The organism is Paracoccus mangrovi (assembly GCF_042648425.1).
In the GTDB taxonomy this organism is placed as follows: Bacteria; Pseudomonadota; Alphaproteobacteria; order Rhodobacterales; family Rhodobacteraceae; genus Paracoccus; species Paracoccus mangrovi.
Genome location: NZ_JBHRXJ010000007.1, coordinates 110,531 through 127,210, shown reverse-complemented (window position 1 = coordinate 127,210; position 16,680 = coordinate 110,531). Strand labels below are relative to the sequence as shown.

The following is a 16,680-nucleotide window of genomic DNA, read 5'->3' as shown; positions in this document are numbered from 1 at the left end:
AAAAATCAATGGCGACCGGTTTTTTCCATGATGAGCTGACGCTGTGGCATGGGGGCGGGGATTACGCGCTGACCCTGCCTGTGGGCCATCACGTTCAGCCCGGCGGCGGTCTGGCCGAAAGCCCGGAAAGCAAGCGCCGGCTGGTAAATCTTTTGCATGTGACCGGGCTCATGCGCGAGTTGGCGCTGCAATCGGCGCCCCCTGCCCCGCGCGAGGATCTGTTGCGGGTTCATCCCGCCGGCTATCTGGACCGGTTCAAGGCGCTGTCGGACGCGACCGGCGGTGAAATCGGCCATCATGCCCCCTTTCTGAAGGGCGGCTATGAGATCGCGGCGCTGTCGGCGGGCCTTGCCACGGCGGCGGTCACGCAGGTGCTTTGCGGCGATCTGGAAAATGCCTATGCCCTGTCGCGCCCGCCGGGGCATCATTGCCTGCCCGAGACGCCCAATGGCTTTTGCCTGCTGGCCAATATCGCCATTGCCATCCGCGCGGCAAAGGCACGGGGGCTGGCGCACCGTTTCGCGGTCGTGGACTGGGATGTCCATCACGGCAACGGCACCGAGGCGATCTTTCTGGACGATCCCGATGTCCTGACCCTGTCCCTGCATCAGGACCGGAATTATCCGCTGGATACCGGCGGCGAGGATATCCGGGGCGCGCACGCCAGCAATATCAATATCCCCCTGCCGCCGGGTTGCGGCCATGCCTCGTATCTTGAGGCGTTCGAGCGCATCGTCCTGCCGGCGCTGGCGCGTCACCGGCCCGAAATCATCATCGTCGCCTGTGGTTACGATGCCTCGGCGCTGGATCCGCTGGGGCGGATGCTGCTTTCGGCCGAAAGCTTTGGCGCCATGACCCGCGCCCTGCGACAGGCGGCGGCCGATCTGTGCAAGGGCCGGCTGGTGCTGGTCCATGAGGGCGGCTATTCCGAGGCCTATGTGCCCTTTTGCGGCCACGCCGCCATCGCCGCGCTGGCCGGCTCGTCCATCGAGGCGGTCGATCCGGTCGCCGATACCCTTGCAACCCGCCAGCCCGATGCGCGTTGGGTCGGTCATGTTTCGGCCCATCTGCGTGATCTGGCCGCCTATTTCGAGGTCTGAATGCAACATATCGATCCCGCCACGCTGCATTTCCTGCGCCATCGCCGCTCGCACCCGCCCAAGCTGCTGAGCAACCCGCCGCCCGCGCGGACCGAGTTGATGAAGCTGCTGGAGCTGGCCGCGCGCGTGCCCGATCACGGCAAGCTGGAACCATGGCGCTTTGCGGTGCTGGAACGCGCCGTGCTGGACCGGCTGGCGCCGCTGCTGGCCGCCGATGTCGCGGCACAGGGCGGCGACGAGGCGGCGGTGGCAAAGGCCCGCTCGGCCTTTGCCTCGCCCCTGATCGTGGCCGTGATCTTCAGCCCGGTGGACAGCCCCAAGGTGCCGGAATGGGAACAGTTCCTGTCCTCGGGCGCGGTCTGTCTTGAGCTGGTCAACGCGGCGCTGGCGGCCGGCTATGGCGCCGCATGGCTTACCGGCCCCGCCGCGCAGCCCGAATTCGCGCGCGCGCATCTGGGCGTGACCGGGGATGAACGCGTGGTCGGGTTGATCCATATCGGCCAGCGCGGCGCCGCCCCGCCCGAACGCCCGCGCCCCGATATCGCGGCCAAGACGGTGTTTCTGGCATGATCCTGCGCGCTCTGTTTCTGGCCTGGGGCGATCTGACGCGGCCGCGCATCTTTGGCGTGGTTGCGCTTGGCGTCGGGCTGACGCTGGTGATGTTCGTGCTGTTGCAGGCCGGGGCGTTCTGGGCGATCCGCCTTTTCGCGCCCGAAACCCTGACCCTGCCCTGGATCGGCGCGGTTCCGCTGGCCCCGGCGCTGTCCTGGAGCTCGCTGATCCTGCTGCCGCTGATGAGCATATTTCTTATGGTTCCGGTCGCGGCGGGCTTTTCGGGGCTTTTCGCCGAACGGGTCAGCGAGGTGGTCGAGGAAATCCACTATCCCCAGGCCCGGGGCCTGCCGGTGGCGTTCTGGGACGGGCTGTGGGAATCGCTGGCGGTGATGGGGGCGGTGATCGCGGTGACGCTGATCACGCTGATCCTGACCCCGTTTCTGGGGCCGCTGGCGTCACTGCTGTATTTCGCCGGCAACGGCTGGTTGCTGGGGCGCGAGTTCTTTCAGATGGCGGCGCGGCGCCACCTGCACGAGCCACAGGCCAGCGCGCTGCGCCGTGGCCTCACCACCCAGACCACGCTCTTGGGTGTGCTGATCGCGGTGATGCTGACGGTGCCGCTTTTGAACCTGCTGGGACCGGTGATGGCGGCTGCGGCCTTCACCCATCTGTTCCATCTCAGTTCCGGCCAAGGTTCTGGGACCAACCCTCGATATCGGCGCGGGTAATGACCCCGCCCAGGATGATATAGGCGATCACGCCCCAGATCAGGCCGGCGATCACCGTGGCCCAAAGCATCTTTTTCTTGAGCTTGGGTTCATGGGGCGCGCCGGCCGGGGTGCCGGGCGTGACCTCGCCCATCTCGGCCTGACTTTTCTGGCCGATCGGCAACAGCACGAACAGAACCAGAAACCACAGCACCGCATAAAGGACGATTCCCCCGGTCAGATTCATCAGACCTGCTCCAGCTCGATAAGGGTGCCGTTGAAATCCTTGGGATGCAGGAACAGCACCGGCTTGCCATGGGCGCCGATCTTCGGCTCGCCGGTGCCAAGAATGCGGGCGCCCTGGGCCTGCAAACGGTCGCGAGCGGCCAGAATGTCGTCGACCTCGTAACAGATATGATGGATGCCACCCGACGGGTTCTTGTCCAGAAAACCACGGATCGGGCTTTCCTCACCCAGCGGGTAAAGCAGCTCGATCTTGGTATTGGGCAATTCGATAAAGACGACCGTCACGCCGTGGTCCGGCTCATCCTGCGGCGGGCCGACATGGGCGCCCAGAACATCGGCATATTGGGCGGATGCCGCTTTCAGGTCGGGCACGGCGATGGCCACATGGTTCAGACGTCCGATCATATTTCCCTCCGTCGTTTGGGCTCTTCTAAGACCTCGGGGCGACAGGGGAAAGGAAAAGAAAACTGCGTTAACGGCTTATTAGGCATATGGCGCGAATCTGGGGGCAGACGGTGATTCCCAGGTTAGGATTTTACGATGATGGAACAGGATAGGATCGGAACGGATACACTTCCCACCTGGCGGGCGAACCTGCCGGACCGACCGCTGGCCGGACTGACTGTACTGGTGATCGAAGATTCGCGCGTCGCCTCCGAGGCGGTGCGCCTGCTCTGCCTGCGCTCGGGCGCACGCATCCGCCGGGCCGACAGCATTCGCACCGCCCTGCGGCATTTGCAGACCTATCGCCCCGGCGCGGTGATCGTGGATATGGGGCTGCCCGATGGCAACGGCGCCGACATGATCGCGACCATCGCCAAGGCCAATCCGCGGGTGCCGGTCGTGCTGGGCATTTCGGGCGACCCGAACAACCGCGCCGCCGCCATGGCCGCGGGGGCGGACGGCTTTCTGGACAAGCCCATCGAAAGCCTTGCCGTGTTCCAGGAGGCGATCCTTTCCGCCTTGCCCCCCGATGCCCGCCCCAAGGGGCTGCGGGTGCTGCCCGATGACATGATCGCGGCCGATCCCGGCGCATTGCGCGACGATCTGGCCCATGTGGCCGAGGTGCTGTCGCTGGCCGACGATACCGCCGCCATCGACTATATCGTCCGCTTTCTGGCCGGGGTGGCGCGTTCGGCCCATGACCGCATGCTTGAGGATGCGGCGACCACGCTGGCCCGTGACCATTCCGAAGGCAAGGCGCTCGCGACCGATCTGGCGCGGATCAGCGGGCTGGTACAGGACCGGCTGGCCTCGGTTCAGGCGTCCTGATCCGGGGCGCCCGGCCCGATGCCTTGCGCAATGGCGGCGGCGGTCAACGCCGACAGGCTTTGCCTCTGGCGCCCCTCGGCATCGAAATTCCCGGGGGCAAGCCATGCGTCATGGGCGCGGGCAAGCGCGGGCCATTCGCTGTCAATGATCGCGAACCAGGCGGAATCGCGATTGCGGCCCTTGGTGATCATGTGCTGGCGAAAGACGCCTTCAAAGGTAAAGCCATAGCGCCGCGCCGCACTGCGCGAGGGTTCGTTCAGTGCGTTGCATTTCCATTCGACCCGGCGATAGCCGGCGTCAAAGGCCCAACCGATCATCAGCGATATCGCCTCGGTCGCGGCCGGGCTGCGTTGCAAGGTCGGCGCGATCTCGATATGGCCGATCTCGATCACGCCATTGGCCGGATCGATGCGCAGGAATGAGGCAAGCCCCCCGATCCGCCCCGTGCGCCCATCGCGCATAGCGTAAAAGAACGGATCCGCCCCGGCGGCCATGGCCACCTGCCAGTCGCGATAGGTTTGCAGATCCGGGAAGGGACCATAGGGCATGTAATCCCAAAGCCAGTCCTGTCCCCGATTGGCGGCAAACAGATCCTCGGCATGCCGGTCGGGGTCCAGCCGCTCCAACACGACATGGCGCCCCGCGATCTGATCGGGTCCGGGGCGCGGGGGCACGGTAAACCCGGTCACGACGGGGCCGATGGGGCGTTCGGTCATGGCGATGATCCCTGTCTGGATCAGGCGAGCATCCCTGGATCGCCGCCAAGGTCAAGACCCGGAAAAATCGCCTGTTCCAGCGCATCGCGTTCGATGCCGAACATCCCCCGCATCGCCCATGCCGCATAGGCGCGGATGTCGCGCGTGGGCATCAGGTCGCGATCGGCATAAAGCTGACCTTCGCCCAACCCCGGCCAGTCGCCATAGGCGCGTCCGCCCCGGATCGCGCCCCCCGCCATCAACAGCGCGCCACCGGTGCCGTGATCGGTCCCGCCCGAGCCATTTTCGCGCACCGTGCGCCCGAATTCGGTCATCGCCAGCACCGTGGTCTGGCCCCAGTTCTGGCCCAACCCGTCGCGCAAAGCCAGAATCGCCGCGACCAGCCGGTCCAGCGCCCGCCCCAGAAGCGGCTCTTGCGTGGCATGGGTGTCCCAGCCCGCGATCGAAAAGGCGGCGATGCGGCTTTCGCCATTCAGCCGGCTGGCGGCAAAGGCACCAAGGGCGGTGGCATCGGCGGTCGGGCCGGCGATCCGGTCCATGCGCGGGGCATCGGCGCCGATCTCGACCGCGTCGCGGGCCGCGTCGCGAAACAGCGGATCGTCATGATAGACATGTTCCAGCAGCATCTGCGCCTGCGGCGACAGGCTCAGCGCGGCGCGCGGCGCCCAGCTGAGATGCGCGGCCTCGCCCGACAGGATCTTCATCTGCTCGACGCCGACGGAATAGGCGGTCTCGGCCTTTGCGCCGGGGGTCACCTGCAACAACCGGTTCAGCCAGCCGCCGATACGCCGGTCCACCGGCAGATCGTTCCCCGTTCCGGCCTCAAGCACGTCCTGACCGTCGAAATGGCTGCGCTTGTCGCGATAGGGGGTCGACACCGCATGCGCAAAGGCCAGCTCCCCCTTTTGCCACAGGGGCATCAGCGGTTGCAGCCGCGGATGCAGCGCATAAAACCCGTCCAGATCCAGCGCGCCGTTTTCCGGCCCCGTGGAAATGCCGCGGCGCAGTTTGCGCAGCATCGGGTCGCCATAGGGCTGGATCGCGTCCAGCCCGTCCATCGCCCCGCGCAGGATGATCACGACCAGCCGGTTATCGCCCGGCAGGGCCGCGAAGGTCATCGAACTCATCAACGGATGCGCCGCGGCCGAACAACCGATCAGCGCGGTTCCCTTGAGAAAAAGACGGCGGTCCAGGTTCAGCATCTGTCCCCTCCTATCGCCGGTTGAAATCGCCAGAGGCCAGGATCAGCGCGACCCCCTCGGCCGCGCTTTCGGCCTTGGGCACCGCCCAGGCCAGCTGGTCGGACTGGGTGCCGCGAAACGTCGTTTCAAGCAGCCTGCGCGGATCAGGCATGTCATCGAGCATCTGGCGCGGCATGCGCAGCGACCAGTTGATGCGCGCCGCCAGAAGCTGGGGCGCGATCCAGGCCTGACTGTCCTCGGGCCAGCCATCGGGACCGTTCTGCCGCGCCCAGGGCTGTCCCATCGCGGTCATCGGATCAAAGGTCATGCGCGCGTTCTGCGGATGCTCCAAAGCGGCGATCCGTTCGCCCGTGATCCCCAGGGCCCGATAGCATGCGACCAGATAGTCAAAGGGCTGGCGCACCTTCTGGCGCAGGGTTTCGGCCAGCGCCGGATGCGTGACCAGCACGCGATAAACCTGCGGCAGATCCCCCTGCGACGCCTGCCAGACCCCGGTCAGGTCCCGCACCAGATCCTCGGGCGGGTCGTCCGACACGAAATGCACCGCCAGCTTGCGCGAGATATATTGCGCCGTTTCCGGCCGGCGGGCGATGTCGGTCAGCGCAGAGCGGATATCGTCCAGCCCACCGCGCCGGCCACCACCATAGCTTTCGCCCAGCACCGATTCGGCCCCCGGCTCGGCGAGTTGCGGGCGATAGGAAAAGCCGTCGGCCGGGGTAAAGGCCAGCCCGGTCAACAGCTCGGCCAACTGACGGACGTCCTTTTGGCTATAGCCCGCACCAACCCCAAGGGAATGCAGCTCCATCGCCTCGCGGGCAAGGTTTTCGTTCAGGCCAAGGGCCTTGTTCCGGTTGCGCTTGGCCGCGATCGAATTGGGTCCACGGCTTGAGGTCTGGTTCAGATAGACCAGCATCATCGGATGCGTGTCGGCGGCAAAGAACATGTCCTCGAACCGGCCGTTCACATGCGGACGGATCGCCTCGTCGACAAAGGCGACGGCCAAGGGGTTCTGCCCCGCCCCGGCGGGTCGCACGGTGAAATGATCGGCCCAGAACTGCACCAGCCTTTCGCCGAAACCGATCGGATCGTCGACGGCACGGATAATCCGGGATTGCAGATCCGCGACCATCATCCGGCCCAGCGTGCGGTTGAAATCCTTGGATTTTTCGATGTCTTCCTGACCACCCTCCTTGCGGGCCTTGGTCAGGTCGCGCAGGCGCACCATCAATTCGCTGGCCCGCGCGGTGGTCATGGCATCAGGCCCCGGACCAGCCTTGGCCGGACCGGACAGCACGGCTTCGACATTCTCGGGCGGCGGCATCAGCGGCGACAGGCCATAGCCCAGCCGGATCGCCGCCAGTTCGGGAAATCCAAACGTCATGCAAAACCTTTCACGACAGGAACCACCAGGGTTTCGGACATGCTTATCACATGGCCCATGCGAAAGGTCAGATCACGGTTTATTCAAATGCTGCAAAACGGCAAGGCCCCGCCGAAGCGGGGCCTGCATCCGGGCATCTCTGCGCGGTCTTATTCCTTAGGCAGGGCGCGCAGCCGCAATTCGCGCAGCTGTTCGTTGGTGGGTTCGCTGGGCGCGCCCATCATCAGATCCTCGGCGCGCTGGTTCATCGGGAACATGATGACCTCGCGGATATTCTGTTCATCGGCCAAAAGCATGACGATGCGGTCGATCCCCGCCGCGCAACCGCCATGGGGCGGCGCGCCATAGCGGAAGGCCTTGACCATGCCGCCGAACCGCTTTTCGACCTCGTCATGGCCATAACCGGCCAGTTCAAAGGCCTTGAACATGATTTCCGGCTTGTGATTGCGGATCGCGCCCGAGATCAGTTCATAGCCGTTGCAGGCCAGATCGTATTGATAGCCCTTGACCGAAAGCGGATCGCCCGACAGCGCGTCAAGCCCGCCCTGCGGCATCGAGAAGGGGTTGTGCGAAAAGTCGATGCGACCGTCCTCGCCCTTTTCATACATCGGGAAATCGACGATCCAGGCAAATTTGAACTGGTTTTCGTCGGTCAGGCCCAGCTCGCGGCCGATCTCGTTGCGGGCGCGGCCGGCAACGGCCTCGAACGCCTCGGGCTTGCCGCCCAGGAAAAAGGCCGCGTCGCCCTCGCCCAGACCCAGTTGCAGGCGGATGGCTTCGGTTTTCTCATCCCCCAGAGCCTTGGCGATGGGGCCGGCAGCCTCGGTCGAGCCGTCCTCGGCCTTGCGCCAAAAGATATAGCCCATGCCCGGCAGACCCTGCTGTTGGGCAAAGGCGTTCATGCGGTCGGCGAATTTGCGCGATCCGCCCGTGGGCGCGGGAATGGCGCGGACCTCGGTCCCGTCCTGTTCCAGAAGCTTGGCAAAGATGCCAAAGCCCGAGCCGCGGAAATGGTCGGAGACCACCTGCATCTCGATGGGGTTGCGCAGGTCGGGCTTGTCGCTGCCATATTTCAGCATCGATTCCGCATAGGGAATGCGCGGCCAGTCGGCATCCACCGGGCGGCCATTGCCAAAGGTCTCAAACAGGCCCTGAATGACCGGCTGGATGGCCGCGAACACGTCTTCCTGATCGACAAAGGACATTTCCAGGTCGAGCTGATAAAAATCGGTAGGGCTGCGGTCGGCGCGCGGATCCTCGTCACGGAAACAGGGCGCGATCTGGAAATAGCGGTCAAAGCCCGCGACCATGATCAGCTGCTTGAACTGTTGGGGGGCCTGCGGCAGGGCATAGAACTTGCCCGGATGCAGACGCGAGGGCACCAGAAAGTCGCGCGCGCCTTCGGGCGACGAGGCGGTGATGATCGGGGTCTGGAATTCGGTGAACCCCGCCCCCCACATCGCGTCCCGGATCCATTTGATCACCCGCGACCGCAGCATGATGTTTTCATGCAGGCTGTCGCGGCGCAGGTCGAGAAAGCGATAGGCCAGACGGGTTTCCTCGGGATAGTCCTGATCGCCGAACACCGGCAGAGGCAGGTCGTCCGACGCGCCCAGCACCTCCATGTCGGTGGCATAGACTTCGATCTCGCCGGTGGGCAGCTTGGGGTTCACAAGGCTGGCGTCGCGCAGCTTGACCCGGCCATCGATGCGGATCACGGTTTCGGCGCGCAGCTTTTCCAGCGCGGCAAAGGCCGGGCTGTCGCTGTCGGCGATGACCTGGGTGATGCCGTAATGGTCGCGCAGGTCGATGAACAGCACGCCCCCATGGTCGCGGACACGGTGGACCCAGCCGGACAGGCGGATCTCGGATCCGGCATTCGCGGCGGTCAACTCGCCGCAGGTATGGCTGCGATAGGCGTGCATGATCGGCTCCTTGCTCACATCGCGCCGATACAAACCGCCAAGCCCGCAAAGTCAAGGCGGCATCCGAGTTTCGCTTGACACATGGGGCGCGCGGCCTTGCACTGGCCCGGCCGTTTGATCGGGGGAGCGATGCTTTATCTAATCCTCAAGGCCGCCATCTCGGGCATTCTGGTCGCCGCCGCATCCGAGGTCGCGCGCCGCCATGCCGGGATCGGCGCGCTGATCGCCTCATTGCCGTTGGTATCGGTGCTGGGCATGATCTGGTTGTGGCGCGACACCGGCGATCCCGACAGGCTGGCCGATCATGCGCAGGCGACATTGTGGTATGTGCTGCCATCGCTGCCGATGTTCGTGCTGATCCCGGCCATGCTTCGGGCGGGGTTCGGCTTCTGGATCAGCCTGGGCGCCGGCTGTCTGCTGACTTTCGGCCTTTACCTGATGACGATGCGGGCGCTGCACTAGCGCGCAGATCATGGCCTAGAACGGACGCACCACCGCGCCCGACCAGAAATAGGCCCCCATGCCGACCGTGAAAAGCACGTTCCCCGCGATCCCGTGCAGGATCCAGGCCGAGGGAAAGCCCCGCAACAGATAGGCGCGGGCGAATATCCAGCCCCCGATCAGCGTCAGCACCGCGACGACGATGGACCAGTACATCAGATGCGCGAATGAAAACACCGCCGCATTGACGGCGACCGCCGTGCCGCGATCGGGAAACAGGCTGCCGAAACGGTGAAAGAACAGCGGCCGAAAGATCAGCTCCTGCGGCAAGGCCGAGATCAGCGGATAAAGCAGCCAGATCACCCCCAGAAACCGCAGCCGTTCCGGGGTCAGCGGCCGGGCGTAATCGGGCTGGGTGATCTGGATGATCGCCCAGCCCACAAGCCCGACGATCAGCCCGAAAAACAGCACCTGCCAGACCGGCACCCGGCGAAAGCCCGCAATCAGGCTGCGCCATTCAAAGCCGCCGGTCCGCCACAACAGCACCAGCCCCGCCAGCGTAAGGACGAAGAGCGCCAGAAACATCGAGCGCGGCGGCAGAAACAGCGCAATCGCCAGCGGCGCCCCGATATAGAGCGCCGCGAACTCGGCCCATAACAGGCCGCGGCTTATTGCATGCGCTGGTTCAGCCATGCGCGCCATTGCCCCGGAGAACCGGCAAAGACGTTCAGATCGACATTGCCACCGATGCCCGGCACCCGCCCAGTCCCGGTATATTGCCAGAAGCTGTACCGCTGACCGGGATAGGTCAGGCGGGGGTGGCCCGCGACCGAACGCAGCCAGAATTCCTCGGGCCAGCTGCCGAGGTTGTTGTCACGATAGAAATCGACCGTGGTATAGATGATCGGGCGCTGGCCGTAATAGCGATGCAGGATATCCTTGAAGATCTTGGCCTCGCGCAGGACCTCCCAGCTGGGCGGACGGTGCGGACAGGTCTTTGAGGCCGTCCATTCCAGATCCAGCACCGGCGGCAGCGCGCCGCGTTCGCGCGGCACATTGGCGATGAACCATGCCGCCTGTTGCGCGCCCGAGCGGCAGAAATAGAAATAGTGATAGGCGCCGCGCGGGATGCGGGCCTGTGCGGCCTCGTACCAATAGCGGCGGAAATTCGGGTCGGCATGGTCGCCGCCCTCGGTCGCCTTGATAAAGGCAAAGCTCACGCCCGAACTGCGCACCCGGCCCCAGTTGATATCCCCCTGATAGCGCGAGATGTCGATGCCATGGACCTGATGGTCATAGGGATGGCCGCCGACCCATGCGTGGGGGGCGCTGTCGCCGAATTGCGGGCCGCTGCCCTGTCCCACCATCACCGCCGGGCCGCGCGACCCGCCGCCACCGCCGCAAGCCGTCAGCGCCGCCAGCGCCAGAACCGCGAATACCTTGCCAAGAACCTTCATTGCTGCCCTCTGCCCACACGCCGCGTTTCCGGCGCTTTGCCCCCTTATGACAGAGGCGGATGAAAAGTCACTCTGGCGTGACAATCACGAATTTGTCAGGATTGCGACAGATCCGAAAGCAGACAAAAGACGACCACAAGAACTGATGGATAATTTGCAGACGTCGCGCATCACCCTGCGCCCCTTTGTTGCCGCCGACGCGACCCAGGCCTTTGCCTGCATGAGCGAGCGCCTGTCGCCCTATACCGCCTGGCAACCGCCGCGCAGCCGCGCCGAATTCCGCCGCATCTGGGAAGGCTGGATCGAGGGCGCACGCGCCGGAACCGAGCTGTGCATGACCGCACGTCATACCGAGACCCGAAAATTCATCGGCCTTGCCGGGTTGAAGCGGATCACCAGCGGCCGGCCCGAAATCGGCATCTGGGTGCGCACCGAATTGCAGGGGCGCGGCCATGGCCTTGAAATGGTCCAGGCCCTGATCCGGCGCGGCAGCGGGCGGTTTTCGCCCGACCATTTCCGCTATCCGGTAGCGCTGGACAATCGCCCCAGCCGCCGCATCGCCGAGCGGCTGGGCGGCACCATCGTCGGGCGGTATCGGACCGACATCTATGACGGGGTGATCTATGCCATCCCGCCACTGACCTAGCCGCCTAGGTCGCCAGCATCCAAAGCGCGACCCCCGCCAGCAGCGCGCCGGATATCAGGTTCATCCGCCGCGCCGCGACGGCATCCCTGAACCCGGCCGCAAGCCGGTCCCCGGCCAGCGTCCAGAGCGCAAAGGCGGCAAGGTTATTCAGGGTGAAAACCGTGCTGATCCAGCCGATGGCGCCCAGATCCCCGGCCCCCGCCGCGCCCAGAAACTGCGAATACATCAGCGCGATGATCGCATAGGCCTTGGGGTTGAGGATCAGAAGGATCGCGCCATCGGCAAAGCCCGCCGGACGGGCGATGGCCGCGCCGCCATATGCCCCGGCCCGCAAGAACCGCAGCGCGAGGATCAGCACATAGATGCCCCCCACCCATTTCAGCGCCAGAAACAGCGCCGGCCCCCGCGCAAGAATGGCCGCAAAGCCAAGCCCGATGGCAAAGGTCACGATCCACGTCGCCAGATGATAGCCCAGATTGGCCCGGATCGTGGCGCGAAAGCCAAAGCGCGCGCCATTGGCGGCAAAGAACAGGTTCCCCGGCCCCGGACTATAGGCCAGGGGCAGCAGAAACAGGATCAGCGCAAGCGTGGATTGGGTCATGGGGAATTTCCGGCTATGGGGTGGAAACCGGAATTCCATGGATCGCCGCATCGTCGCGATCCGTTTCTTGCGCCCCAATCCTTGCACCCCGAACCGGCCCGGAACCTGCGCCCCGCGCTGATCGGCTGGCTCAGTTCACATCCGGCAGCATCTTGCCCGGGTTCATGATCCCCTGCGGATCCAGCGCCGTCTTGATCGCGGCCATGACCCCGATCGCATCGCCATGCTGGGCGCGCATCAGGGGGCGCTTGCCGATGCCCACGCCATGTTCGCCGGTGATGGTGCCCCCCACCGCCAGCGCGCGTTCCGCCATGCGGGTGGCGACGCGTTTGGCGGCGGCCAGCTCATCGGCATTGCCCGGCATGATCAGCATCTGCGAATGGAAATTGCCGTCGCCGACATGGCCGACCATGGGGCCGATCAGACCGGCCTCGCGGATATCCTCGGCCGCGGCGGCAACGGCGGCGGGCAGATGCGACATCGGCACACAGATATCGGTGACCACCGCCGTGGCGCCGGGGCGCAGCGCAAGGCAGGCGCGATAGGCGCCGTGGCGCATCTTCCACAGCGCGGCGCGTTCCTCGGGCGTGGTCGCCCAGTCAAAGCCGGTGCCGCCGAATTCGGCCGCCAGCTCGCCGAAACGCTGGGCATCCTCCCGGACGGTGACGGGCGAGCCGTGGAATTCGACCATCAGATGCGGGCCTTCGTGCAGATGCGTGCCGGCATATTGGTTAAAGGCGCGCGCCGCATCGCCATCGACAAATTCGATCCGCGCCATCGGAATGCCCGACTGGATCGTCGCGGTGACGCATTCGACCGCCTGATCCAGCGTCGGGAAACCACAGACCGCCGAGGCGACCTCTTCGGGTTGGCCATGCAGGCGCAGGGTCAATTCGGTGATGATGCCCAGCGTCCCCTCGGATCCGACGAAAAGCCCGGTCAGGTCATAGCCGGCGCTGGATTTCGCCGCCCGCGTGCCGGTGCGGATCACCGTGCCGTCGGCCAGGACCACCTCAAGCGCAAGCACATTGTCGCGCATGGTGCCATAGCGCACGGCGGTGGTGCCGCTGGCGCGCGTCGCGGCCATGCCGCCAAGGCTGGCATTGGCGCCCGGATCGACCGGAAAGAACAGCCCCGTGGCCCGCAGCTCGGTATTGAGCGCCTCGCGCGTGACGCCGGGCTGGATGCTGACCTGCATGTCCTCGGCCCGCACATCGAGCACGCGGTCCATCTTCATCATGTCGACGACCAGCCCGCCCTGCACCGCCAGCGCATGCCCTTCGAGCGAGGTGCCGGTGCCCCAGCCGATCACCGGCACGCCATGCGCGTGACAGATCGCCAGCACCCGCGACACCTCGTCGGTCGAGACCGGCCATGCCACCGCATCGGGGGGCGGCGCGGTGTGAAAGGTCTCGGACTGGCCGTGCAGATCGCGGTCGGCGGCACCGACCGAGAAACGTGCGCCCAAAAGCGCGGAAAGGGCATCGATGGCCGGCGCGGGGATCGGCATGGGGGACCTCCTGGGATGACAGGGAATTGATAGTCCCGCCGCCGCCCCAAGGGCAAGCGCAACGGCTGGACGCAGGCGCCGCTTTGTGATCGGCTGGGAACAGGGACAAAGCGGCGGCATGGCGGACAGGCAAGACGGAACATCAAAGGGTTGGGGTCGACAGGGCCTGCGGCATCTGCGCGCTCATCTGGCGCGGGGCTGGCGCGTGCTGGTGACGCGCGGCCCCGGCCAGATCGAGTTCTGGATCATCGCCCTGCTGATCGGGATCTGCGCCGGGCTGGCGGCGCTGGTCTTTCGGCTGGGGATCGGCGCGTTGCAGCATCTGGCCTATGGCACCGACGACATGACCATGGCCTCGGTCGCGGGGCGGCTGCCATGGTGGTGGGTGCTGATCGTGCCGATCATCGGCGGCTTTGTGGTCGGGCTGATCCTGGACCGTTTCACCCCGGACGGGCGCGTGCGCGCCGTCGCCGACGTGATCGAGGGCGCGGCGCTGGACGGCGGCCGCGTCGAAACGCGCGAGGGGCTGGCCTCGGCCGCCGCCTCGATCATCACGCTGGGCACCGGCGGCAGTTCCGGGCGCGAGGGGCCAGTGGTGCATCTGGCCGGCGTCATCTCGACCTATGTCGCCAACCGCATCAACGCCAGCGCGATGACCGGGCGCGAGCTTCTGGGCTGTGCGGTCGCGGGCGCCGTCGCCGCCAGCTTCAACGCCCCCATCGCCGGCGCGCTTTTCGCGCATGAGGTGATCCTGCGCCATTTCGCCAGCCGCGCCTTTGCGCCCATCGCGATTTCGGCCGTGGCCGGCACGGTCATCAACCGGCTGCGCTATGGCGGGCTGACGGAATTCGACCTGCCCCGCACCAACGCGCTTGGCTTTTATGTCGAGCTGCCGGCCTTTGTGGTTCTGGGGCTGATCTGTGCGCTGGTGGCGGCGGCGATGATGGCCGCGATCTTTCGCGCCGAAACCATCGCCAACCGGATCATGGCGCGCACGGGCTGGCCGCGCTGGTGGCGGCCGACCATCGCGGGCGCGATGCTGGGGCTGATCGCGATCCCCTTTCCCCATATCATCGGCGTCGGCTATGAGACGACGGCCGCGGCGCTCAAGGGCGATCTGGGGCTGTGGACGGTGATCGTTTTCGCGCTGATCAAGGCCGTCGCGGTGGCGATCACGCTGGGCGGGCGCATGGGGGGCGGCGTGTTCTCGCCGGCGCTGGTCATGGGGGCGCTGACAGGGCTGGCCTTCGGCATCATCGCGACCGGGCTTGCGCCGCAATATTCGGGCAATATCGGCATCTATGCGCTGGCTGGCATGGGCGCGGTCGGCGCGGCGGTGCTGGGGGCGCCGATCTCGACCGCGATGATCATCTTTGAAATGACCGGCGACTGGCAGACCGGGATCGCGGTGATGACCACGGTGTCGCTGTCATCGGCGCTGGCATCACGGCTGGTCCACCGTTCATTCTTTCTGACCCAGCTTGAGCGGCGCGGCATCCGCATCGCCGAGGGGCCGCAGGTCTGGTTGCCGCAAAAGATGCGGGTGACGGCGGTGATGCGGGCTCTGGGCACCCGCGACGCGCCCTCGGCCGATCTGTTGCGCAATATGGTCGCCGCCGGGCAATGGATCGCCGAAGGCGAAAGGCTGGATTTCGCGCTGCGCCGTTTCGACGAGGCGGGCGCGGCCTTTCTGCCGGTGATCCAGCCCGCCCGCGACGGCGCTGAACCCGAAATTCTGGGCGCGCTTTACCATGTCGATGCGCTGCGCGCCCTGAACACCGCCCTGGCCGCAGCCGCAGCCGAAGAGCACGGCTAGGCCGCGCCCCTCAGGCCTCCATCAGGCTCCGTCAGGCCCCGGACCCGAACATCCCCCGGACCGCCCCGATCAGCGGCGAGATGACGTAATTCGCCACCGGGATCAGGATCAGACCGAGGATCAGACCGAAAACCCCGTCAAAGAACGCCGTCACCGCCCAATTGACCAGACCGGCCGCCTGCGGCATGGCATGGGCCGCAGCCTCGGCCATGTCGTGGATCCATTGATAGGGCTGGTGCTGGCCCAGCTCGTGCATGCCGTGGATGACGATCTGGCCGCCGACCCAGATCATCGCCGCCGTGCCCACCACCGTCAGCACCTTCATAAAGGGCGGCATGAAGCGCACGATGCCGCGCCCAAGCCCCGCCGTGACGCCGCCCCGCTCGGCCAGATGCAGGCCGAAATCGTCGGCCTTGACGATCATCGCGACGAAACCATAGACGGCGACGGTGATTCCGATAGCCACCAGGATCAGGATGATCGCCTTCATCCAGATCGGATCGCTGGCCGGAATTGCGGCCAGCGCGATGGTCATGATTTCGGCCGACAGGATGAAATCGGTCTTGATCGCGCCCTTGACGCGCTCTTCCTCAAGGCCGGCGCCGCCCTCGGGCGTCTTGACCAGATGCGGGTCGTTGCCGTGATCGGCCGCGAGCGCATGCCAGACCTTTTCGGCACCCTCGAAACACAGATAGGCCCCGCCCACCATCAGCAAAGGCGCGATCGCCCAGGGCGCGAATGCCGACAAAAGCAGCGCGATGGGCAAAAGGATCACCAGCTTGTTGAAAATCGAGCCGCGCGCGATCTTCATCACGATGGGCACTTCGCGCGCCGCCGAAAAGCCGTGGACATATTTCGGCGTCACCGCCGCGTCGTCGATCACCGCGCCGGCGGCCTTGGCGCTGGCCTTGACCGCCTGTCCGGCCACATCGTCGACCGAGGCGGCCGCCACCTTGGCAATCCCCGCCACGTCGTCCAGCAGCGCCAGCAATCCGCTCATCTCATCGTCCCTTACCGTTTCGCAATCCTCGTTGCCTCAATTCCCTTTCCCGGACAAGGGTTCCCGCGCCCCGCGCTTGCACCCGGCCCCCGAATCATCCATCAA

18 protein-coding genes are annotated in these 16,680 nt (G+C 65.8%); 7 read left to right on the top strand and 11 right to left on the bottom strand.

Going from position 1 to position 16,680, the window contains the following annotated elements; translation table 11 throughout:
* The first annotated feature begins 8 nt into the window (after nucleotides 1-8).
* From ACFOMH_RS11280 to ACFOMH_RS11270, 3 genes are read left to right on the top strand one after another with little or no spacing between them, the layout of a single operon-like run.
* Nucleotides 9-1,100: a class II histone deacetylase gene (locus ACFOMH_RS11280; protein WP_377744562.1), complete on the top strand. Its 1,092-nt coding sequence runs from the start codon at nucleotides 9-11 to the stop codon at nucleotides 1,098-1,100.
* Nucleotides 1,101-1,670: a nitroreductase family protein gene (locus ACFOMH_RS11275; RefSeq protein ID WP_377744560.1), complete on the top strand. Its 570-nt coding sequence runs from the start codon at nucleotides 1,101-1,103 to the stop codon at nucleotides 1,668-1,670.
* Complete coding sequence (locus tag ACFOMH_RS11270) at nucleotides 1,667-2,383, top strand: EI24 domain-containing protein (RefSeq protein ID WP_377744558.1); 717 nt, start codon at nucleotides 1,667-1,669, stop codon at nucleotides 2,381-2,383. Before ACFOMH_RS11275 ends, ACFOMH_RS11270 begins: the two co-directional genes overlap by 4 nt.
* Here ACFOMH_RS11270 and ACFOMH_RS11265 read toward each other — a convergent pair.
* Both ACFOMH_RS11265 and mce read right to left on the bottom strand, forming a co-directional pair.
* The gene (locus ACFOMH_RS11265; RefSeq protein ID WP_374423003.1) at nucleotides 2,334-2,609 is read right to left on the bottom strand and encodes a DUF1467 family protein; all 276 of its coding nucleotides are present in this window, start codon (nucleotides 2,607-2,609) and stop codon (nucleotides 2,334-2,336) included. The two genes, ACFOMH_RS11270 and ACFOMH_RS11265, sit on opposite strands and share 50 nt — an antisense overlap.
* Entirely contained in the window at nucleotides 2,609-3,013 is a 405-nt protein-coding gene (gene mce / locus ACFOMH_RS11260) for a methylmalonyl-CoA epimerase (protein WP_377744557.1), read from the bottom strand. Before mce ends, ACFOMH_RS11265 begins: the two co-directional genes overlap by 1 nt.
* Nucleotides 3,014-3,151: 138 nt before the next feature.
* Between mce and ACFOMH_RS11255 the strand changes: the two genes are divergently transcribed.
* Nucleotides 3,152-3,880 (top strand): response regulator, encoded by a 729-nt coding sequence (locus tag ACFOMH_RS11255; RefSeq protein WP_374423394.1) that lies wholly within the window; start codon nucleotides 3,152-3,154, stop codon nucleotides 3,878-3,880.
* Here ACFOMH_RS11255 and ACFOMH_RS11250 read toward each other — a convergent pair.
* The 4 genes from ACFOMH_RS11250 to aspS all read right to left on the bottom strand — a co-directional run bounded on the left by ACFOMH_RS11250 (nucleotide 3,868) and on the right by aspS (nucleotide 9,104).
* Entirely contained in the window at nucleotides 3,868-4,596 is a 729-nt protein-coding gene (locus ACFOMH_RS11250; protein ID WP_377744556.1) for a GNAT family N-acetyltransferase, read from the bottom strand. The genes ACFOMH_RS11255 and ACFOMH_RS11250 overlap by 13 nt on opposite strands.
* Before the next feature lie 20 nt (nucleotides 4,597-4,616).
* Nucleotides 4,617-5,798, bottom strand: a complete 1,182-nt coding sequence (locus tag ACFOMH_RS11245) for a DUF1501 domain-containing protein (protein WP_377744554.1) — start codon at nucleotides 5,796-5,798, stop codon at nucleotides 4,617-4,619.
* A 10-nt stretch (nucleotides 5,799-5,808) separates the two neighbouring features.
* Nucleotides 5,809-7,179, bottom strand: a complete 1,371-nt coding sequence (locus tag ACFOMH_RS11240; RefSeq protein ID WP_377744552.1) for a DUF1800 domain-containing protein — start codon at nucleotides 7,177-7,179, stop codon at nucleotides 5,809-5,811.
* A 149-nt stretch (nucleotides 7,180-7,328) separates the two neighbouring features.
* Complete coding sequence (gene aspS / locus ACFOMH_RS11235; RefSeq protein ID WP_377744551.1) at nucleotides 7,329-9,104, bottom strand: aspartate--tRNA ligase; 1,776 nt, start codon at nucleotides 9,102-9,104, stop codon at nucleotides 7,329-7,331.
* A 129-nt stretch (nucleotides 9,105-9,233) separates the two neighbouring features.
* On the opposite strand from aspS, the gene ACFOMH_RS11230 reads away from it, so the two are divergent.
* The gene (locus tag ACFOMH_RS11230) at nucleotides 9,234-9,566 is read left to right on the top strand and encodes a DUF3147 family protein (RefSeq protein ID WP_377744549.1); all 333 of its coding nucleotides are present in this window, start codon (nucleotides 9,234-9,236) and stop codon (nucleotides 9,564-9,566) included.
* 15 nt (nucleotides 9,567-9,581) lie between these two features.
* Here the strand turns inward: ACFOMH_RS11230 and ACFOMH_RS11225 are convergent, their stop codons facing one another.
* Both ACFOMH_RS11225 and ACFOMH_RS11220 read right to left on the bottom strand, forming a co-directional pair.
* On the bottom strand, nucleotides 9,582-10,238 hold the full coding sequence (locus tag ACFOMH_RS11225) for a CPBP family glutamic-type intramembrane protease (protein WP_377744547.1): 657 nt from the start codon (nucleotides 10,236-10,238) through the stop codon (nucleotides 9,582-9,584).
* Nucleotides 10,214-11,002, bottom strand: a complete 789-nt coding sequence (locus ACFOMH_RS11220; protein WP_374422989.1) for a glycoside hydrolase family 25 protein — start codon at nucleotides 11,000-11,002, stop codon at nucleotides 10,214-10,216. The genes ACFOMH_RS11225 and ACFOMH_RS11220 overlap by 25 nt, the downstream gene beginning before the upstream one ends.
* Nucleotides 11,003-11,147: 145 nt before the next feature.
* Here ACFOMH_RS11220 and ACFOMH_RS11215 point away from each other — a divergent pair, with 145 nt between their 5' ends.
* Nucleotides 11,148-11,648: a GNAT family N-acetyltransferase gene (locus ACFOMH_RS11215; RefSeq protein ID WP_377744545.1), complete on the top strand. Its 501-nt coding sequence runs from the start codon at nucleotides 11,148-11,150 to the stop codon at nucleotides 11,646-11,648.
* 4 nt (nucleotides 11,649-11,652) lie between these two features.
* Here the strand turns inward: ACFOMH_RS11215 and ACFOMH_RS11210 are convergent, their stop codons facing one another.
* Both ACFOMH_RS11210 and ACFOMH_RS11205 read right to left on the bottom strand, forming a co-directional pair.
* Nucleotides 11,653-12,249: a LysE family translocator gene (locus ACFOMH_RS11210; RefSeq protein WP_377744544.1), complete on the bottom strand. Its 597-nt coding sequence runs from the start codon at nucleotides 12,247-12,249 to the stop codon at nucleotides 11,653-11,655.
* A gap of 130 nt (nucleotides 12,250-12,379) precedes the next feature.
* Nucleotides 12,380-13,759, bottom strand: a complete 1,380-nt coding sequence (locus tag ACFOMH_RS11205) for an FAD-binding oxidoreductase (protein ID WP_377744542.1) — start codon at nucleotides 13,757-13,759, stop codon at nucleotides 12,380-12,382.
* A gap of 118 nt (nucleotides 13,760-13,877) precedes the next feature.
* Between ACFOMH_RS11205 and ACFOMH_RS11200 the strand changes: the two genes are divergently transcribed.
* Entirely contained in the window at nucleotides 13,878-15,575 is a 1,698-nt protein-coding gene (locus tag ACFOMH_RS11200) for a chloride channel protein (protein WP_377744541.1), read from the top strand.
* 31 nt (nucleotides 15,576-15,606) lie between these two features.
* On the opposite strand, the gene ACFOMH_RS11195 is transcribed toward ACFOMH_RS11200, so the two are convergent.
* Complete coding sequence (locus tag ACFOMH_RS11195) at nucleotides 15,607-16,575, bottom strand: DUF808 domain-containing protein (protein WP_377744539.1); 969 nt, start codon at nucleotides 16,573-16,575, stop codon at nucleotides 15,607-15,609.
* Between the last annotated feature and the right edge of the window lie 105 nt (nucleotides 16,576-16,680).